Genomic DNA, 16152 nt, shown 5'->3' with positions numbered 1-16152 from the left:
TGAACCTGATCTCCAAGTTTCTGTCGACGGTTCCGAAGACGGTAGTTTGTACTGGGCACCCAGTCTAAAAACTGGTCAGATCTGGGGTACCAAGCCTGGGCAAAATTACTCGGCGTTGTCGATCTGGGCGCGCTGGAGTTTGTCGCTGTAGTCGATGTAGACGGCTTTCCATGTGGTGAAGAAGTCGATGGCGCCGTTGCCTTCGCGGTGGCCGTTACCTGTGTGCTTGACGCCGCCGAAAGGCAGGTGGACTTCTGCACCAATCGTCGGCGCGTTGATGTAGGTGATGCCGGCTTCGAGGTCGCGGATCGCGGCGAAAGCGCGGTTGAGGTCCTTGGTATAGAGGGCGCTGGAGAGGCCGTAGTCGATGGAGTTGGCGATCTCAATGCCCTGCTCGAAGGTGTCGAATTCGACGAGCGCAACGACGGGGCCGAAGACTTCTTCGCAGGCGAGGCGCATGGTGGGCGTGACGCCGCCGAAGATGGTGGGCTCGAAGAAGGTGCCCTTGGCGTAGTCGCCGCTGGTGAGAGCGTTGCCGCCGCAGAGAAGCTTGCCGCCGTCTTTCTTCGCAATTTCAACGTACTTTGCGGAGGTCTCGATCTGGCTCTTGTTGACCTGCGGGCCGACCTGCACGGATTCGTCGAGGCCGTTGCCGATTTTGAGAGCCCTGGCGCGAGCGACGAACTCGTTGGTGAACCTTCTGGCGATTCCTCTCTGCAGCAGGATGCGGCTGGTGGCGGTGCAGCGCTGGCCTGTCGTTCCGAAAGAGCCCCAGAGCGCGCCATCGAGGGCAAGTTCGAGGTTGGCGTCGTCGAGGACGATCTGGGCGTTCTTGCCGCCCATTTCTAGAGAGACGGGTTTGAAGGTGGCGGCGGCGCGTTGGGCGACGTGCGAGCCCACTTCGCTGGATCCGGTGAAGCTGATGGCGCGGACGTCGGGGTGTTCGACGAGGGCGTTGCCGGCGCCGCTGCCGCTTCCGCTGACGATGTTGACGACTCCGGGCGGCAGGCCGGCGTCGACCAGGGTCTGCACGAGGTTGTAGACGGAGATGGGCGTGTCGGTCGCGGGCTTGATGACGCAGGTGTTGCCGCCGACGAGCGCGGGAAAGAGCTTCCAGCTGGGGATGGCCATGGGGAAGTTCCACGGCGTGATAAGGCCGACGACGCCTACAGGCATGCGGATGCTCATGGCGAACTTGTTCTGCAGCTCGGAGGGGGTGGTCTGGCCGAAGAGGCGGCGGCCTTCGCCGGCAACGTAGAATGCCTCGTCGATGGCCTCCTGTACGTCGCCGCGAGCTTCCGCCAGCACCTTGCCCATTTCGCGGGTCATGTCGCGGGCAAACTGCTCCTTGCGTTCCTGAAGAAGGATGCCAGTGCGAACGAGGATTTCCGCGCGCTTGGGGGCGGGGACGAGGCGCCAGGTGGCGAAGGCTTTCTTCGCGGCGGCGACGGCGCGATTCACGTCTTCAGCGTCGGACAATGGGAATGAGCCAACGATGTCATCGTGGTCGGCAGGGTTCACGTTAAGGATGGTTTTGCCGCTCGCGGCCGGAATCCATTCGCCGCCAATCAGATTGTGGAATGTGGGGTAAGTCATGTGAGTTCTCAGTTCCGAGTTCTTAGTTCGTAGTTGGAGTTGTCAGTTGTCAGTCATCAGTGGCCGGGGTGTGCTGCCTGAATTGGGGAACTGGCGCAGCGCTACCCGGATGGGCACAAAAACACTTGATTTTAGCGCACCGGGGTTGGGGGTCGCTTCGCGGCGGAAGCCCATCGGTGCCCGCCAGTATGTCGGCTGGACCACTCTTGAGCCGATCATCAATTCGCAGACAGGCGGTTGGCATGAAAGGGTTATTTACAAAGCTCCCCACTCTCTTGATTACCAACGGTGTTTTTCACTGCATTCCCCCGTTGGCCGTACAATCTCAATTGAGGTAGATTCCACTCATACATGTCTCAGAACGGTTATCCTTCGCGTACTTCGCGGTCACATGGCTTGCGCTCGCTCTTCAGCATGTTTTCGAGCGATCTGGCTATCGATCTTGGGACCGCCAACACACTGGTCTTCGCGGCCGGTAAGGGGATTGTTGTCAACGAGCCCTCGATTGTGGCCATTAACAAAAACACCGGTGAGGTGGAAGCAGTAGGCAAGGAAGCCAAGGATATGCTGGGCCGCACGCCGGGCAACATCGTGGCCATCAAGCCGATGAAAGACGGCGTCATTGCCGACTTCAAAGTCACCGAGAAAATGTTGAATTACTTCATCCAGAAGGCGCACAACCGCAAGATGCTGGTACATCCGCGCATCGTGATCGGCGTGCCCTCTGAGATTACGCAGGTGGAAAAGCGGGCGGTCGAGGACTCGGCTTATCGCGCCAAGGCCAGCGAGGTGTATCTCGTGGAACAGGCCATGGTGGCGGCGATCGGCGCGGGGCTTCCCATTACGGAGCCGGGCGGCAATATGGTTGTCGACATCGGTGGCGGGACTACCGATATTGCTGTCATTTCGCTTTCCGGTATTGTCTATTCGCGTTCGGTGCGGATGGCCGGGAACCAGATGGACGAGTCCATCACCAACTATCTGAAGCGGAAGTACAACCTGCTGATCGGCGAGCGGACGGCGGAACAGATCAAGATCGAGATCGGGTCGGCGTATCCGCTGGACAAGCCGCTGACGATGGAGATCAAGGGGCGCAACCTGATTGAAGGCGTGCCCAAGACCATCACCATCGACGACAGCGAGATTCGCGAGTCGCTGGGCGAGTGCATCGCGGTGATCATGAATGCGATTCGCGTGGCATTGGAGCGGACGCCGCCAGAGCTATCGGCAGACATTTCGGATCGCGGCATTGTGCTGACGGGCGGAGGCGCGCTGATCAAGAACCTTGACAAGCGCATCCGCGAGGAAACCGGGCTGCCGGTCTCGGTGGCGGACGATCCGTTGGCCTCAGTGGTGCTGGGGACCGGAAAAATGCTGTCGGATTTCAGGCTGCTGCGCAAAATCAAGATCGATTAAAGGCAGTGATCAGTGGACAGTGCACAGTGAACCGTCCTCCGACATTGGTAGTCTTTCTCCGCAAGGGCCGGCAAAACACTGACCACTGTTCACTGTCCACTGTTGACTGACCCTCATGGAATCATTTGTTGTTCGGTATCGGAATCTGCTGGTGCTGCTGGCGTTGCTGGTGGCCCAGATTCTGGGCATTGCCATGCAGGTGCGCCGCTCCGCCAATGGGCAGGTGGGCAGTGACTCCGGCGATGGACGCAGTGTGAGGCTGCTTCGTTACTGGGCCAATTCGCTGGTATCGCCGCCGGAACGGGCTTTGCACTCTTCGGGCTCCGGCGTCTCCGGGCTATGGGAAAACTACGTGGATCTGCGGCATGTGCGGCAGCAGAACGCTGATCTGCAAAAGACAGTCGATCGATTGCGGCTGGAGCAGGCCGCGCTGCTGGAAGATGCCAAACAAGGGCAGCGGCTGCAGGCCCTGCTGCATTTTCAAGAGAAATACATCTACAAGACGGTCGCAGCGCAGACCATCGGGACCAGCGGAACCGACCAGTCGCGCGTGTTTTACATCGACAAGGGCAAGAATGATGGTATCGACCGTGACATGGCGGTGATCACGCCTGACGGAATCGTCGGCAAGATCCGCGACGTGTTTCCACACACCGCGCAGGTGCTGGCCATCAACGATCAATCGAGCGGCGCGGGAGTGATTCTGGAGACGACGCGCATTCGCGGGATTCTGCGGGGTAATGCGGCAGGGCAGCCGCAGGTGGAAGACGTGATTCGCGATCAGCGGATCATGCCCGGCGAGACGGTGCTGACGGCGGGCGGGGACGAGATCTTTCCGCGGGGGATGCCGGTAGGGGTGGTCCAGAGCGTTGCGAATGATCCGGAGCGGGACGGATTTGTGGATGTGATCGTGAAACCAGCGGCGCATCTCGACCAGCTGGACGAGGTGCTGGTGGTGACGTCGACGCAGCCTCGATTCCCGCCCGATCAGCAGCGGGACATGGCCGCAAGTGAAGCTTCGAAAGGCTCCGAGACTGAACAGCAGAAGGCGTCGGATGGAATGGCGGAAAAGCTGCCGGGGCTGATCGTCCCGAATGTGCCAACGGATCAGCAGCCGCTGAACGACACTTCGAATCCCACGCCAGTCTCCAAACCGCCGGTGGCAATTCACCCCGACCGGTTCACGCCGGGAAACGCGACGACGCCGACAACGGAAGACGCACCGGCCACCGATGGGAGTGGGCCCAGGAAGAAGCCGGCACCCAAAACTCCGGCCAGCAATCCGAACGCAACACCGCCTGCGTCGCCGCAAGGAGAGAATCGCTAGACATGTCTGTCCTTTCAGCGGAGAGCCGCCGCGAATTCGAGATTCATCGCTACCCGGTACTGATCTATGCGCTGGTGCCCATCGCCGCGCTAGTCCTGCAGGCGTGGCTGCCGCGGGTGATGGGACGGTTCGCGTGGTTTGATCTGCCGCTGGTGGTGACGGTGTTTTTCGCGCTCAGCCGGCGTAATCCGATCCAGGGCTCGATTCTGGGCGGCATCCTGGGCATCGCTGAAGATGCCCTGACGGGTCATCCCATCGGCATCAATGGCATCGCCAAGACGCTGGTTGGGTATCTTGCGGCTTCGGTGGGCATCCTGGTTAACGTTGAGAATCACGCCATCCGCCTGGTGATGACGTTTGTGCTTTCACTGGTGGGCAGCATGACCTATTTTTTCGTGGTTCGCTTTCTGCTGGGCATGACGATCGATACGAACTGGCTGATGGAGTTGTACAAGGCACTGGGCAATTCGTTGATTGCGCTGGTGCTGTTTCCCCTGCTCGACCGGACCAAGATCCGCGATTGAGTACGTTGGTTCACGGAACGAAAAAGCGGTTGGCGCACGCCGCAATGCCGCAAGAGCAGAATGTTGAATAGAGGTATTCTGAGTGTGACGTTATTGGGTAAATCGCGGGAGATGCGGATTCTTCGCTCACCACCCCTGAACCTACCCCAGAGAGCGATCTCGCTCTTTGGTCCCCTGAAACGTTCGGGGCCCGGTTCACTCAGAATGACGTCGTCAATTGTGAGAAAAAGATTCAGGCTCGATACTAGTAATGGCTTCAGATGAATTTTGACAAGGTCACACGCGGCGAGAAAGTCCCCACGCTCAAGCTGGCGGTGGTGCAGTATGGCGTTCTTGCGCTGATCCTGGCCCTCACGGCCGGTTTGTGGCGGCTGCAGATTCTGGGTGCACAAAACTTCAAGATGCTGGCGGAACAGAACCGCATCCGCAAGGTGCCGATCCTGGCTCCACGGGGCAAGCTCTTCGACCGCGAGAACCGACTGATCGTCGACAACTATCCTTCGGTCTCATGCTTCCTGGTCCGCGAGCAGAACCGCAATGTTGAAGCCGATCTTCCTTTGATTGCGCGGGGGCTGCATCTGAATCTCGATCAGCTCCAGACGACGTTGCGCAGGTTTCGCCTGGTCCCCGGATATCAGCCGATTCCGATCAAGGAAGATGTCTCCGCCGATGAGCAGGCATTTATCGAAGCACATCGCAACGAACTGCCGGAGTTGGAGACAATCGAAGGGGAGCGGCGCCTGTATCCGCGCGATGGATTTGCGGCACACCTGATTGGGTATGTCGGCGAGGTAAGCGAAGAGGACCTGAACCAGACACGCTATGCCGCCTATGAGCCTGGCGACGAAGTGGGCAAAGCCGGCGTGGAAGAGGAATACGACCAACTACTGCGCGGGCAAAACGGCTCGCGCGACGTGATTGTCGACAGCCACGGGCGCGAGGTGGGCTTTCTTGGAATCCAACATGCGATTCCCGGACAGGACTTGCGGCTGACGATCGACAACGATCTGCAGAAAGCGGCGGAACTGGCGCTGGGCGACCGCACTGGTGCGATTGTGGCGATGGATCCGCGCAATGGCAACATCCTGGCGCTCGTGTCGCGGCCCAGCTTCGATCCCAATGCCTTTGCCGTGAAGATCGAACGAGCGGAGTGGAACAAGCTGATCACCGATCCAGACCATCCGCTGATGAACAAAGCGATCCAAGCGCAGTTGGCTCCGGGATCAACGTTCAAAATTCTGATGTCGGTGGCCGGATTGCAGGAGGGCGTCGCGCAGAATCTGAAAGTGAATTGCGCGGGCGGATGGGGGCCCTACGGATTCTTTCATCATTGCGATGAGAAGCATGGCGCCGTGGATATTCACAACGCGATTCCCTACTCGTGCGACACGTATTACTACCAGCTGGGCGACAGGCTGGGCATCGATCGCATTTCGAAGTACGCGACCGAGTTTGGTTACGGACAGAAGACTGGAATCGACCTGCCGGGCGAACAGGCGGGACTGATGCCGAGTGAGCGCTGGCTGATGAAGAACTATCACCGCAGGTGGTATCCGGACGAGACGCTCGACGTGTCGATCGGACAGGGCGCGGTGGAAGCGACTCCGCTGCAGTTGGCGCGCATCATCGGTGGGATCGCGTCGGGGGGGCACCTGGTTCGACCGCACGTGGTTGACACCAACCAGCTTCCCGCGGAGTTCAAGAAGGATCTGGATGAAACCCTTCCCGGTTCTGGCGATGTGAACATTCCCATCGATCCTGAAAACTGGGTGACCATCACGGACGGCATGGCCGAGGTGACGCAGCCGGGGTATTTCCACACGGCGGGATCGGCACATCTTGAAGGCATTGATCTTGCTGGAAAGACCGGTACCGCGCAGTTGATGAGTCACGAAGCGCTTGGCCGCACCAACAAGGGCTTCAAGACGCGCCCCAACGTCTGGTTTGTCGGTGTAACTCCGCGGCGGAATCCGGAGCTGGTGGTTGCGGTGCTCTGGGAAAACGGCGAGTTCAGTTACTATCCGGCGCGACTTGGTGCGCGGGTGGTGGCGGCCTACGTGGAAAAACAGCGTCGATTGGCGCATAACCTGGTTCCGCCGAAGACGCTTGCTCCTCCGCCGGTCGAAGTTGGAGCGGTATGGACAACGCCCAATCCGACACCCGATGGAAAAGGCGAGACGACAGCAAAGCTGCATGCGGGCAAGTTCTTCGTGGGGCCGAATGGAGTGGTGCAGCCAGGTTCGCAGAAGGGCCAGCCGGCAAAGACGGGGCAGGCAGCGCGCCCGGCAGTGAAGAATCAGCCCGCAAAGAAACAGACCGCAAAGACAGCAACGCCCGCACAGATTGGGCGTGAATCGGCAAAGCTGAGTCCGCCTGCTTTGCCAGAGAAAGCCGCGCCGGTGAAATCGCAATGAGCCCGATGCGGCGCATTATGAGCTTTCGCGATTTCGATTGGACGCTGCTCGGGATCGTAGCTCTGCTCTGCACCATCTCGGTACTGGAAATTTTCTCTGCAACGTTGCACACCAAATACGTCGGGTTCCACACCAAGCAGATTTACTGGATTTTGGGCGGCGTGGTGGCGATGTTCCTGTTTTCGCTGGTCGATTATCACAAGCTCATCGATTGGGTTCCGTGGTTTTATGGATTCTTTCTCGTCGGGCTCATGGCGGTGCTGGTGCCGGGAATCGGCCACAAAGCGCTGGGAGCACGACGCTGGATCAAGCTGGGGCCCATCCTGTTTCAGCCTTCGGAGTGGATGAAGCTGGTGATGATTCTGGCGGTAGCTCGGTATTTTGCGAACCTGGGCGGCCGCAACCTGACGTGGAAGGAAATCTTCAAGGCCTTTGCGCTGGTCGGGGTTCCGATGCTGCTGATCCTCAAGCAGCCAGACCTTGGCACCTCCCTCACCTACATACCGGTACTGATGATCGGGATGTTTCTCGGCGGCATCGACCTTAAGCAGGCGTTGATCCTGGTGGTCGCGGCGACGGTTCTGGTGGTAGGCGGCTGGAGCAGCGGAAAACTCCTGAAGCCGTATCAGAAGGCACGGCTCACGGGATTTATTAATCCCGATAACGATCCCCGGGGGGCCGGCTACCAGGTGCTGCAGGCCAAAATTGCGGTGGGCGCAGGTGGAATCTGGGGCAAGGGGGCCGAAAAAGGGACGCAGACACAGGGGGCCTTCATACCCATTCCTCATGCGGATTTCATCTTCGCGGCCTTCAGCGAGGAGCACGGGTTTGTGGGCGCGGTTTTCGTGCTGCTGCTATACTTCCTCATATTGATGCGTTTGATTCAAAACGCTCAAACAGCCGCAGACCTGCCTGGCTCCCTGATTATCATGGGCATCGTGGCTGTGTTGGCCTTCCAGATAGCGGTCAACGTAGGCATGGTCATTGGCTTTATGCCAGTCACCGGAATCCCTTTACCGTTAATGAGTTACGGCGGATCCTCGGTGTTGTTTACCTTCCTGGCGCTGGGTGTGGTGATGAACGTGCGCATGCGCCGGTTCGTAAACTGAATGTGAGCCGGTCGAGAGAGACCGGGAGCAAGATTGCACGGCAGCACCCTCTTGGGGATCGCCGGAATTTCCGGACCGCAAGAGCAAAGTTTGTAAGTACATACAGCATCGTCAGAGATGCTGGCCCGATGGCCGCTATTGGATGAGCCGCGTTAACGAGATTCGGCGGATTTGATAGCAGGGCTCGGCGCACAGCATTGAAGAGGATGCAAAATCCGGTCAAGGTCCTGGTGGACCGAGCGCCGGACAGGATTGGGTTTAAATGAGCACGCAGAGACGGGCAAACCGGACAGCTCCACCGATCGAGACTGATCGCACGGATGTTCGGCGTCGCTGGTTTCGAGGCTGCATGGAGCGCGCAGGAATTTCGGTTTCTGCTGCGCGGACCGGCAGCGCACTCGCCAGCGTAGCAACGGCCCCACTCATGTCGATCATCTGGTTGGCATGGGCTTGGTTGCATAGCGACGAAAGGTCGCATACGTCAACCTTCAGGGTGGCCACAAACTCTCTGCCTTCGGATCACCGTTTCGAAAAGTTTGCCGGACTTGGAAGCCTGTCGAATTCGCTGCCCCCGGGTGGGGCGGGCGACTGCGGGTTATCGACCCAGCGAAGAACGCACCGGTTATCTCCTCCGCGCATTTCCATCCTCCCCGTCCGCTCGCATCTCCGCCACACCTTGCCGCAAGCCCCAGCAGGCAGAGTCCGCTGGGCGGAAAGGCAAGATGGCAAAAGAGATTTGTATTTCAAGCACGCCGCATGAGACGCGGCTTGCAATTCTAGAAGACGATCAGCTCGCGGAAATCTACTACGAACGCGAAAACGAGTACACGCTGGCGGGTTCGATTTATAACGGACGCGTTACGCGCGTTCTCCCCGGCATGCAATCGGCGTTTGTCGACCTCGGGCTCGAGCGCGACGCCTTCCTCTACGTCACCGACTTCATGGAGTTGGAAGACCAGGAAGAGACAGACGAGCTTGAAAAGGCCGCGGTAAGTGGCGGCAACCAGGCTCCCCGCGAAGTCCGCCACACCAATGGACAAGAGCGCGTCGGACAGGATCGAAGCCAGCGCCCTGGACGGCCGGAGCAGAGGCCGGATCGCGAAAGCCGCCCCACGATTGAGATCACCTCAGAGTCTGGCGATGCGGAGTTTGCAACGCCGGCTGAACCAACGGAACATGCAAGCGCTGCGGAGGAATCCGACGAACAGGGCGCCAAGCGCTGGCGCGGTCGCAGGCGGCGTCGCGGTGGCCGCGGCGGCAGCAATGTTTCAGCGACTCCCACCGAGAGCCAGGAGTTCATTGAAACCCATGTAAACGAGGCCGGTGAACTCCAGACAGAAACCCCTACTCAGATCCACGCTTCGGCATCTTCTCAACGGAATGCACGGACTGAACGTGAACGGCCTGAGCGTTCGGAAAGACCTGAGCGTTCGGAAAGGCCTGAGCGGGCTCCTGAGCCGTTTGTACTGCCGGGCGAATCACTTAAGAAGTATGGCGGTGCTACGGCTGAGTCGGCTGAAAAGCCGGTGTTTGAGACAGCGGCGCCGGTTCGACCTGCATCCTCCTACAAACCGGCCTCTCTGATCGAGTCGCCCATCGTATGGGATGGCAGCGGCTTGCTCCCGGGTGAGTCGCTCTCGCGGCACCGGAATCGTCGGCCAGAAATTCCCGGTACTCGAGAGGCGGCTTTTGTTCCGGAAGTCGATAACGGATCGCCAGACGAGATTGAAGAGCAGGAGTTTATCGAAGAGACAACGGAAGAGACGGCATCGGAAGACCCGGAGCGAGCGGTTGAGCCGTTAGCCGCGCAGTCGCCGGAACACGCAGAACCTGTCGAGTTTGAGGACGACATGGAGGAGGAAAGCTTTGAACCTCTCTCCAACGCCTCTGAACCTCACGCGGTTCCGGGTGAACCGGTCGCAGAGTCCTCCCGCACGGAATCGAGGAGTACGGAAAACGAAAGCACCGAGTTCGGGGGGGATCGCAGCGCTTCGCATAACGTCGATCCGCTGCCTCCAGCGGAATTCCGTCTCTTTGGTCTGGGGGGCAAGAAAAAGAAGTCTGATGATGTACCACCCGCGCCGGCACCCGAAGTGACGAAGCCGGCATCCGTTCCAGTCGCGTCGTCTTTTTCGCCTGGCGCCGGTCTCATTGAAGAAGAGGTGATCGAGGGCGAGGAGTACGACACGCCTCATCATCACCACAAGACAGACGAGCACGATCTGGACGACTACGAGGAAGAGGAGAAGCTGCATACGCAGATTCATTCCGGCGAACTGGGCGAGATGCTGCAGGAAGCTCACCTCGACCACCGCATCCAGATGAAGTTTGAAGACAAGAACGGCGAAGAAGGCGAAGAGGGCGAGGAAGAGGACGAGGAAGAAGAAGCAACCGCTGCCGGGACCCAGCCGGCAGGCGACGGCCAGACAGCGCAGCGCCGCGATCGTGGCGGACGGGGACGCCGTGGACGCGGAGATCGCGGCGGCGACCGCGGTGGACACAGGCCGGGAGGACGCGGACCATCGCGGCGCTCGGCGCAGACCTCGGACCTGCCGATCATTTCCGATTTGTTGAAGCCAGGGCAGGAGATCCTGGTGCAGATTGCGAAGGAGCCCATTGCCAAAAAGGGCGCCCGCATTACCAGCCACATTGCGCTGCCGGGGCGCTTCCTCGTGTTCATGCCGACGGTCACTCATGTGGGTGTGAGCCGCAAAATCGCGTCGGACGAAGAGCGTCAGCGGCTGAAGCGGATCTTGACGCACGAACGCGGCGAAGCTTCGGGAGGTTTCATTGTTCGCACCGCGGCTGAGGGCGCATCGGAAGAGGAATTGCGCGCCGATCTTCGCTTCCTGATCCACTTGTGGAATGAAATCAAGGAGCGTTCTGACAGTTCAAAGTCGCCGGCATTGATCTATCACGATCTGTCGCTTATCGAACGTATTTTGCGTGACCAGGTCAGCTCGAACTTCTCGTCGATCTGGGTCGATTCAGAAGCCGATTACGAACGGATTGTGCGGTTCCTCAATCGCTTCTCACCAACCTTGGTGCGGCGCGTGAAGCTATACACGAAGGAAACGCCTCTCTTTGAACATTTCGGCATTCAGGACGAAATCTCGAAGGCGTTGCGCTCGAAGGTGTGGCTGAAGTCTGGCGGGTCGATTGTGATCAACCAGACAGAGGCCCTGGTGGCGATTGACATCAACACCGGCAAGTACGTCGGCAAATCGGCGCGGCTTGAAGACACCATCGTGAAAACAAACCTCGATGCGGTGCCGGAGATCGTTCGTCAGATTCGCCTGCGCGACCTGGGCGGAATCATCGTCATCGACTTCATCGATATGGACGAGCGCAAGAATCGATTCAAGGTCCTGGCCGCACTTGAAGAAGCACTCAAGAGCGACCGCGCCCCGACCAAGGTTCTGCAGTTCAACGACTTCGGTCTGGTGGCGATCACCCGCAAGCGGGTAAAGCAGTCGCTGGAGCGCACGCTTTCAGTTCCATGCCCGACATGCCAGGCGACCGGCATGGTGAAGAGCTCGGCTACGGTGTGCAACGAGATCTACATCGAAATGCGCAAGATGAAGCGGCACTTTGAGGCGTCGGACGTGATGCTGCGGGTGAACCCGGAGACGGTCAAGGTACTAAAGGCCAATAACGGAAGCTGGATCAATGAGTTTGAGGAATTGGTCGGGAAGAATATCCTCATCAAGAGCGATCCGACTTTGCACCCGGAGCAGTTCGACATTCAGGGGTAGCTCTTTAAATTTTGATCGCTTCAAATCCAAAGGCCGGAGGTAACTCCGGCCTTTCAGTATCTATGCGTTGGAAGCAACTTTGATTTCCGAATGGAGTCTAAGTGCTTACTGGGACTGTTTGATCTCCCCCATAAAGGACAACCTAATTCTTGCGAGGTACAGAAATGACTTCCGTTCGCATTCTGTCACTTTTGAAGCACACGACCCTGCTGTGTGCTGCGTTCGCCTTTTCACTCGGTTCTGCGAGCGCCCAAATCTCAACTGCTCCCGATTCTTCAAGCTCGACGTCCGTTCCATCGTCAGAATCCAGCTCGAGTACACTCCAGCTTGTCGATGATGCCGGTGGGCCGGGTAACGGAATACCAGGCTTAGCAGCGTTGCCGGCCGCTGCAGCGCCAAACGGATCCGGTGGAGGGCAGTATGACAACCGGGGTGGCCACGGCGGCGGTGGTGCCGGCGGAATCCGCAGCCACCTGACGTATGAAGTCGGCGGCGGAGTGAATGCCCCGTCCAGTGACTCCTCGCCGTACATCACGTGGGGAGGCAACGTCACGGTTGGAGGCGGGTATCGCTTCAACAAGAACCTCGCCGTCATGCTGGAATATCAGTTCATCGACGACAAGGTTCCGGGCGCAATCATTGCAGAAGCCGGCGCAACCGGAGGCAACGATCACATCTGGTCCCTCACGCTGGACCCGGTCTATGACTTCAACCCCAAGAGCTCGATCAACTTTTATGCGACCGGTGGCTATGGTTTCTATCGCAAGGTCACAAGCTTCTCTGATCCGGAGCCACAGCAGTTTTGCACGTATTTTTATTGCGGTGTCGTCACTCAGAATGTCACCGTGGGACACTTCTCGAGCAACCAGGGTGGATGGAGCATTGGCGGCGGCCTGTCGCACCGGTTCGCTGGATGGAATGGCGATGGCCAGATGAGGATCTTTGCCGAAGCGCGCTATCTTGATGTTCTGTCTCCGGCAATCACAACCCAACCGAATGGGCTGGGCACAACTGCCGTCGGTGCTGATACAAAGATAGTCCCGGTGACAGTCGGGTTGCGCTTCTAGCTGCGGCTCTTTGAACGACTGGAGAGAAACAAGGCCGCCCTGTCGAGAGATCAGCGACAGGGCGGCTTTTTGTGTTCATCGTGGCGTGCCCCAGACATCAGAGGATGCCAAGGACGCGTAATCGAATCATGCCGCCTGCCAACACGCCCAAAGGCGTGAGCCCTACCAACGTCAGCATGTACCAGACGGGTTGCTGGCCGCGCTGCTGCAGGACACTTAACCCGGCAAGAAGCAAGACAGTGATGGCCAGGGCAAGAACATGAATGAGTGGATTGTGCTGTGCGATCCACGCGGTGACGTAGCCACCTGCGGCTGCAGCGAGAAACGAAAATCCGAGATTGACGAAGATGTAGCCGGGCTTTGGCTTTCCGGTTTCCCCGACCCAGCCGGGAGTGAGTTTTTGAAGGAGGACCGTGATGATCGCGATGAGCGCGGCCATGGTTGCGAGTCCGCTGAGCAGCGCGAGAAACGCGTGAAGCACTACCATGGTTTCCTCGGTTCTTCAGTAGGTGTGCCGACCTCGCCGCGCTCGATGCGGGCGAGAAACAGGCGCGCAAGCCGTGGCTCGCCGGGATGGCTCTCTCCGTGCATCGAGCAAAGGTCGAGGAACTCATCGCAAAGTGGGTTGCGCTTCTCCTGCTGCGCGAAGATGTTCTGCAGCGCGCCGGCGAGTTCGCGCAGGCGGGCCGCCTCGGGCCAAGCGCGATCGATCGCTTCATCTTCAATCAGGGCGACGTCAGAGAAAAGGCCGCGGCGGCCATGCGCGCATTCTTCGAGACAGGCTTGAAGCTGGTCAGAGAAGACGTGGCTTAGTGCGTCGAGTTGGTCGGATTCGATTGTGTTGTGTGGATCCATAAATCGAGTGCTCGCAATACCTCGTTGGTAGTGCAGGGGCTAAAGCCCAATTGAATTTGATTCAGCTTTGTGCCACGACTAAAGTCGTGCCCTGACACTTCGTGCCTTCCTGAATCATTTTGCCCGGACTGCCAAGTCGTGGCCTTTGAAATTCTTCCGGTTCATTTGTGCATTGCTGCTTCTACTTCTTCGGCGGTGTGCGGCAGGTCTGCGTCGAGGTCGAGAAGTTTGCCATCGGGGAGCACAAGGAAATCGCATTCAATGCGCACGCCAAGTTTTTCTTCAGGGATGTAGACGCCAGGCTCGATCGTAAAAACCATTCCCGGCTTAAGCACGGCCGGATATTGCGCGGGATCGTGCACGTCGATGCCCACCATGTGCCCGAGACCGTGCAGCCAATACTTGCCGAGGGGCTGCGAGTGAAGATCTTTGCTGTGGGTATTGATGTAGTTGTATGCGGCCACATCAAGCGAGTCGGGATCGCGATGGTAGAAGTCGTTGATCTTCGACTTGCCCGCGACGAAGGCGTCGATGGCAGCCTTCTGCGCACCGAGCACGACGTTGTAGATTTCCCGCTGGCGTGCGGTGAAGTGGCCATTGGCGGGAACGGTACGCGTGATGTCGGAGGCGTACATGGAGTACTCGCACGCCGCATCAACCACGACCACATCGCCTTCCGCAATGGTGGCGGAGTTCGCGGAATAGTGGAGGGTTGTCGAATTAATCCCGGTACCGACGATGGGCGCGTAGGACGGGCGTTCACAACCGTGTTCATACCAGACGGCTGTCATCTTGCCGGCGATCGTCCGTTCAGTCACGCCGGGCTTGACAGACCGCATCATCTCTCGCTGCGCTGCTATCGACGCCGTGGAGACTTTCTTCAGCAAATCAATTTCACCGGCATCCTTCACTTCGCGCAGCGGCATGGTGAGCGTGGTTACATCGTGGGACGCGGGCATGGAGGAGCCGAGGGTTGCGGCAGTGTAGCCGAGCAGAGACTCGGCAGCTTTGACGCCGGGTTGCATCCAGACGTTGAAGGCAACTCTGCGATCGTCGGCGACGAGTTTGTTCAGGTCAGAAGCAAGATTCGCCATGGGCTCAACGTTGTCGACCCCGGTGGCCCTGGTCACGTCCGGCGTTGCCGCATCCATCTTGGCGCCGGTATAGGCTTCGGTGCGGAGATTGCGCGTGGGAAGAAAGAGGATTTCCTTGTAGTCGCGCGCATGCGCTGCCTGGCCGGGACGCTCGGGCTCGCTGGTTGGGCCGATGATCAGGAGCGCAGCACCAGGCTCGTTCCAGCCCGTCAGGTAGTAGAAGTCGGAGTCCTGACGATAGGGATCGAAGTCGAGCACCGGCTCTTCCGCGGCAAAGAGGATGGCGACGCCGCCATGCAATGCGTTGCCAAGGGCGATACGACGCGCGTGGTAATCGCTGGCGGGCTGTTTTTCGAGGGCCTGGGATGCGGGGAACGTGAAGGCAAGGAGAAACAGAACCGGGGCAACGAGCCGGACAGTCTTCATTCCGCTATTGTTACTCGCCGTTGTGCTCGGTGCAAAATGGAAACGTCTTTGAGTTTGCGCGGAACTCTTCGTTCTCGTGGAAAGGCAAAAGCAGATTCTTCGCTCGCCACTCCCAAACTGAAATGCGTTTTGGGCCCTGTTTGTTCAGAATGACACCGCAAATGATGGGAAGAATTTCAGAGTCAGAACGCTAGAAGGCGGCGACGGTGGCGCCGTTGGGGATTTCCTCTTCCTGTTCTCTCGCGATCCTGGCCTCTTCTTCATCGAGCATCTGGAGGAACGTACGTGCCGGAACGGGGCGTCCGAAGAGCCATCCCTGCGCGTGGATGCGCTGATTGCTTGCGGCAAAATACGCGGCCTGGGCCTTTGTTTCGATGCCTTCGACCACAACGCGTAGTTTGAGCGTCTCGGCCATGGTGAGAATCTGCGGAAGAATGGAGACGGTGACGGCGTCAGTACCGATCGCTTTGGTAAAGGCCTTGTCGATCTTGATGGCGTCAACCGAGAGATCGTGTAGATAGGCGAGGCTCGAATAGCCGGTGCCGAAGTCGTCGATCGCGACGTAGTGG

The 16152-nt window shown here is 58.8% G+C and carries 12 protein-coding genes; 7 read left to right on the top strand and 5 right to left on the bottom strand.

The genetic code is table 11. The annotated features are described in order from the left end of the window. Positions 1-105: 105 nt before the first annotated feature. Positions 106-1596, bottom strand: a complete 1491-nt coding sequence (locus VK574_RS16935) for an aldehyde dehydrogenase family protein (RefSeq protein ID WP_472801044.1) — start codon at positions 1594-1596, stop codon at positions 106-108. A gap of 351 nt (positions 1597-1947) precedes the next feature. On the opposite strand from VK574_RS16935, the gene VK574_RS16930 reads away from it, so the two are divergent. The 7 genes from VK574_RS16930 (at position 1948) to VK574_RS16900 (ending at position 13208) form a co-directional block, all read left to right on the top strand. Beyond that, positions 1948-3012 carry a rod shape-determining protein gene (locus VK574_RS16930; RefSeq protein WP_470384444.1) on the top strand — a complete coding sequence of 355 codons (1065 nt, stop codon included), beginning with the start codon at positions 1948-1950 and terminating at the stop codon, positions 3010-3012. A gap of 115 nt (positions 3013-3127) precedes the next feature. Continuing rightward, positions 3128-4339 carry a rod shape-determining protein MreC gene (gene mreC, locus VK574_RS16925; protein WP_472801043.1) on the top strand — a complete coding sequence of 404 codons (1212 nt, stop codon included), beginning with the start codon at positions 3128-3130 and terminating at the stop codon, positions 4337-4339. Between the two features lie 2 nt (positions 4340-4341). After that, positions 4342-4863, top strand: a complete 522-nt coding sequence (gene mreD, locus VK574_RS16920) for a rod shape-determining protein MreD (protein WP_472801042.1) — start codon at positions 4342-4344, stop codon at positions 4861-4863. A gap of 260 nt (positions 4864-5123) precedes the next feature. Beyond that, positions 5124-7277 carry a penicillin-binding protein 2 gene (gene mrdA / locus VK574_RS16915; RefSeq protein WP_472801041.1) on the top strand — a complete coding sequence of 718 codons (2154 nt, stop codon included), beginning with the start codon at positions 5124-5126 and terminating at the stop codon, positions 7275-7277. A 5-nt stretch (positions 7278-7282) separates the two neighbouring features. Beyond that, positions 7283-8386, top strand: a complete 1104-nt coding sequence (gene rodA / locus VK574_RS16910) for a rod shape-determining protein RodA (protein ID WP_472801243.1) — start codon at positions 7283-7285, stop codon at positions 8384-8386. A gap of 722 nt (positions 8387-9108) precedes the next feature. Further along, the gene (locus VK574_RS16905) at positions 9109-12141 is read left to right on the top strand and encodes an Rne/Rng family ribonuclease (RefSeq protein WP_472801040.1); all 3033 of its coding nucleotides are present in this window, start codon (positions 9109-9111) and stop codon (positions 12139-12141) included. A 164-nt stretch (positions 12142-12305) separates the two neighbouring features. Then, the gene (locus tag VK574_RS16900) at positions 12306-13208 is read left to right on the top strand and encodes an outer membrane beta-barrel protein (RefSeq protein ID WP_472801039.1); all 903 of its coding nucleotides are present in this window, start codon (positions 12306-12308) and stop codon (positions 13206-13208) included. A 97-nt stretch (positions 13209-13305) separates the two neighbouring features. Here the strand turns inward: VK574_RS16900 and VK574_RS16895 are convergent, their stop codons facing one another. The 4 genes from VK574_RS16895 to VK574_RS16880 all read right to left on the bottom strand — a co-directional run. Beyond that, positions 13306-13695 (bottom strand): hypothetical protein, encoded by a 390-nt coding sequence (locus VK574_RS16895; protein WP_472801038.1) that lies wholly within the window; start codon positions 13693-13695, stop codon positions 13306-13308. Then, a complete protein-coding gene (locus tag VK574_RS16890) occupies positions 13689-14063 on the bottom strand; it encodes a hypothetical protein (RefSeq protein WP_472801037.1) in 375 nt (124 codons plus the stop codon). Before VK574_RS16890 ends, VK574_RS16895 begins: the two co-directional genes overlap by 7 nt. A gap of 161 nt (positions 14064-14224) precedes the next feature. Continuing rightward, entirely contained in the window at positions 14225-15583 is a 1359-nt protein-coding gene (locus tag VK574_RS16885; protein WP_472801036.1) for an aminopeptidase P N-terminal domain-containing protein, read from the bottom strand. A 190-nt stretch (positions 15584-15773) separates the two neighbouring features. Beyond that, positions 15774-16152 (bottom strand): EAL domain-containing protein (locus tag VK574_RS16880; RefSeq protein WP_472801035.1); only part of this gene is annotated, 379 nt, incomplete at its 5' end.

The organism is Occallatibacter sp., assembly GCF_035317045.1.
Lineage (GTDB): Bacteria > Acidobacteriota > Terriglobia > Terriglobales > Acidobacteriaceae > Telmatobacter.
Note: the sequence above shows the minus strand (reverse complement) of the source record. Positions and strands in the feature narration are given on the sequence as shown.

Coding starts and splice junctions, on each gene's coding strand:
- rodA (WP_472801243.1), top strand. CDS start 7,283: ATGCGGCGCATTATGAGCTTTCGCGATTTCGATTGGACGCTGCTCGGG.
- mreD (WP_472801042.1), top strand. CDS start 4,342: ATGTCTGTCCTTTCAGCGGAGAGCCGCCGCGAATTCGAGATTCATCGC.
- VK574_RS16895 (WP_472801038.1), bottom strand. CDS start 13,695: ATGGTAGTGCTTCACGCGTTTCTCGCGCTGCTCAGCGGACTCGCAACC.
- VK574_RS16905 (WP_472801040.1), top strand. CDS start 9,109: ATGGCAAAAGAGATTTGTATTTCAAGCACGCCGCATGAGACGCGGCTT.
- VK574_RS16890 (WP_472801037.1), bottom strand. CDS start 14,063: ATGGATCCACACAACACAATCGAATCCGACCAACTCGACGCACTAAGC.
- mrdA (WP_472801041.1), top strand. CDS start 5,124: ATGAATTTTGACAAGGTCACACGCGGCGAGAAAGTCCCCACGCTCAAG.
- VK574_RS16930 (WP_470384444.1), top strand. CDS start 1,948: ATGTCTCAGAACGGTTATCCTTCGCGTACTTCGCGGTCACATGGCTTG.
- VK574_RS16900 (WP_472801039.1), top strand. CDS start 12,306: ATGACTTCCGTTCGCATTCTGTCACTTTTGAAGCACACGACCCTGCTG.
- VK574_RS16885 (WP_472801036.1), bottom strand. CDS start 15,583: ATGAAGACTGTCCGGCTCGTTGCCCCGGTTCTGTTTCTCCTTGCCTTC.
- VK574_RS16935 (WP_472801044.1), bottom strand. CDS start 1,596: ATGACTTACCCCACATTCCACAATCTGATTGGCGGCGAATGGATTCCG.
- mreC (WP_472801043.1), top strand. CDS start 3,128: ATGGAATCATTTGTTGTTCGGTATCGGAATCTGCTGGTGCTGCTGGCG.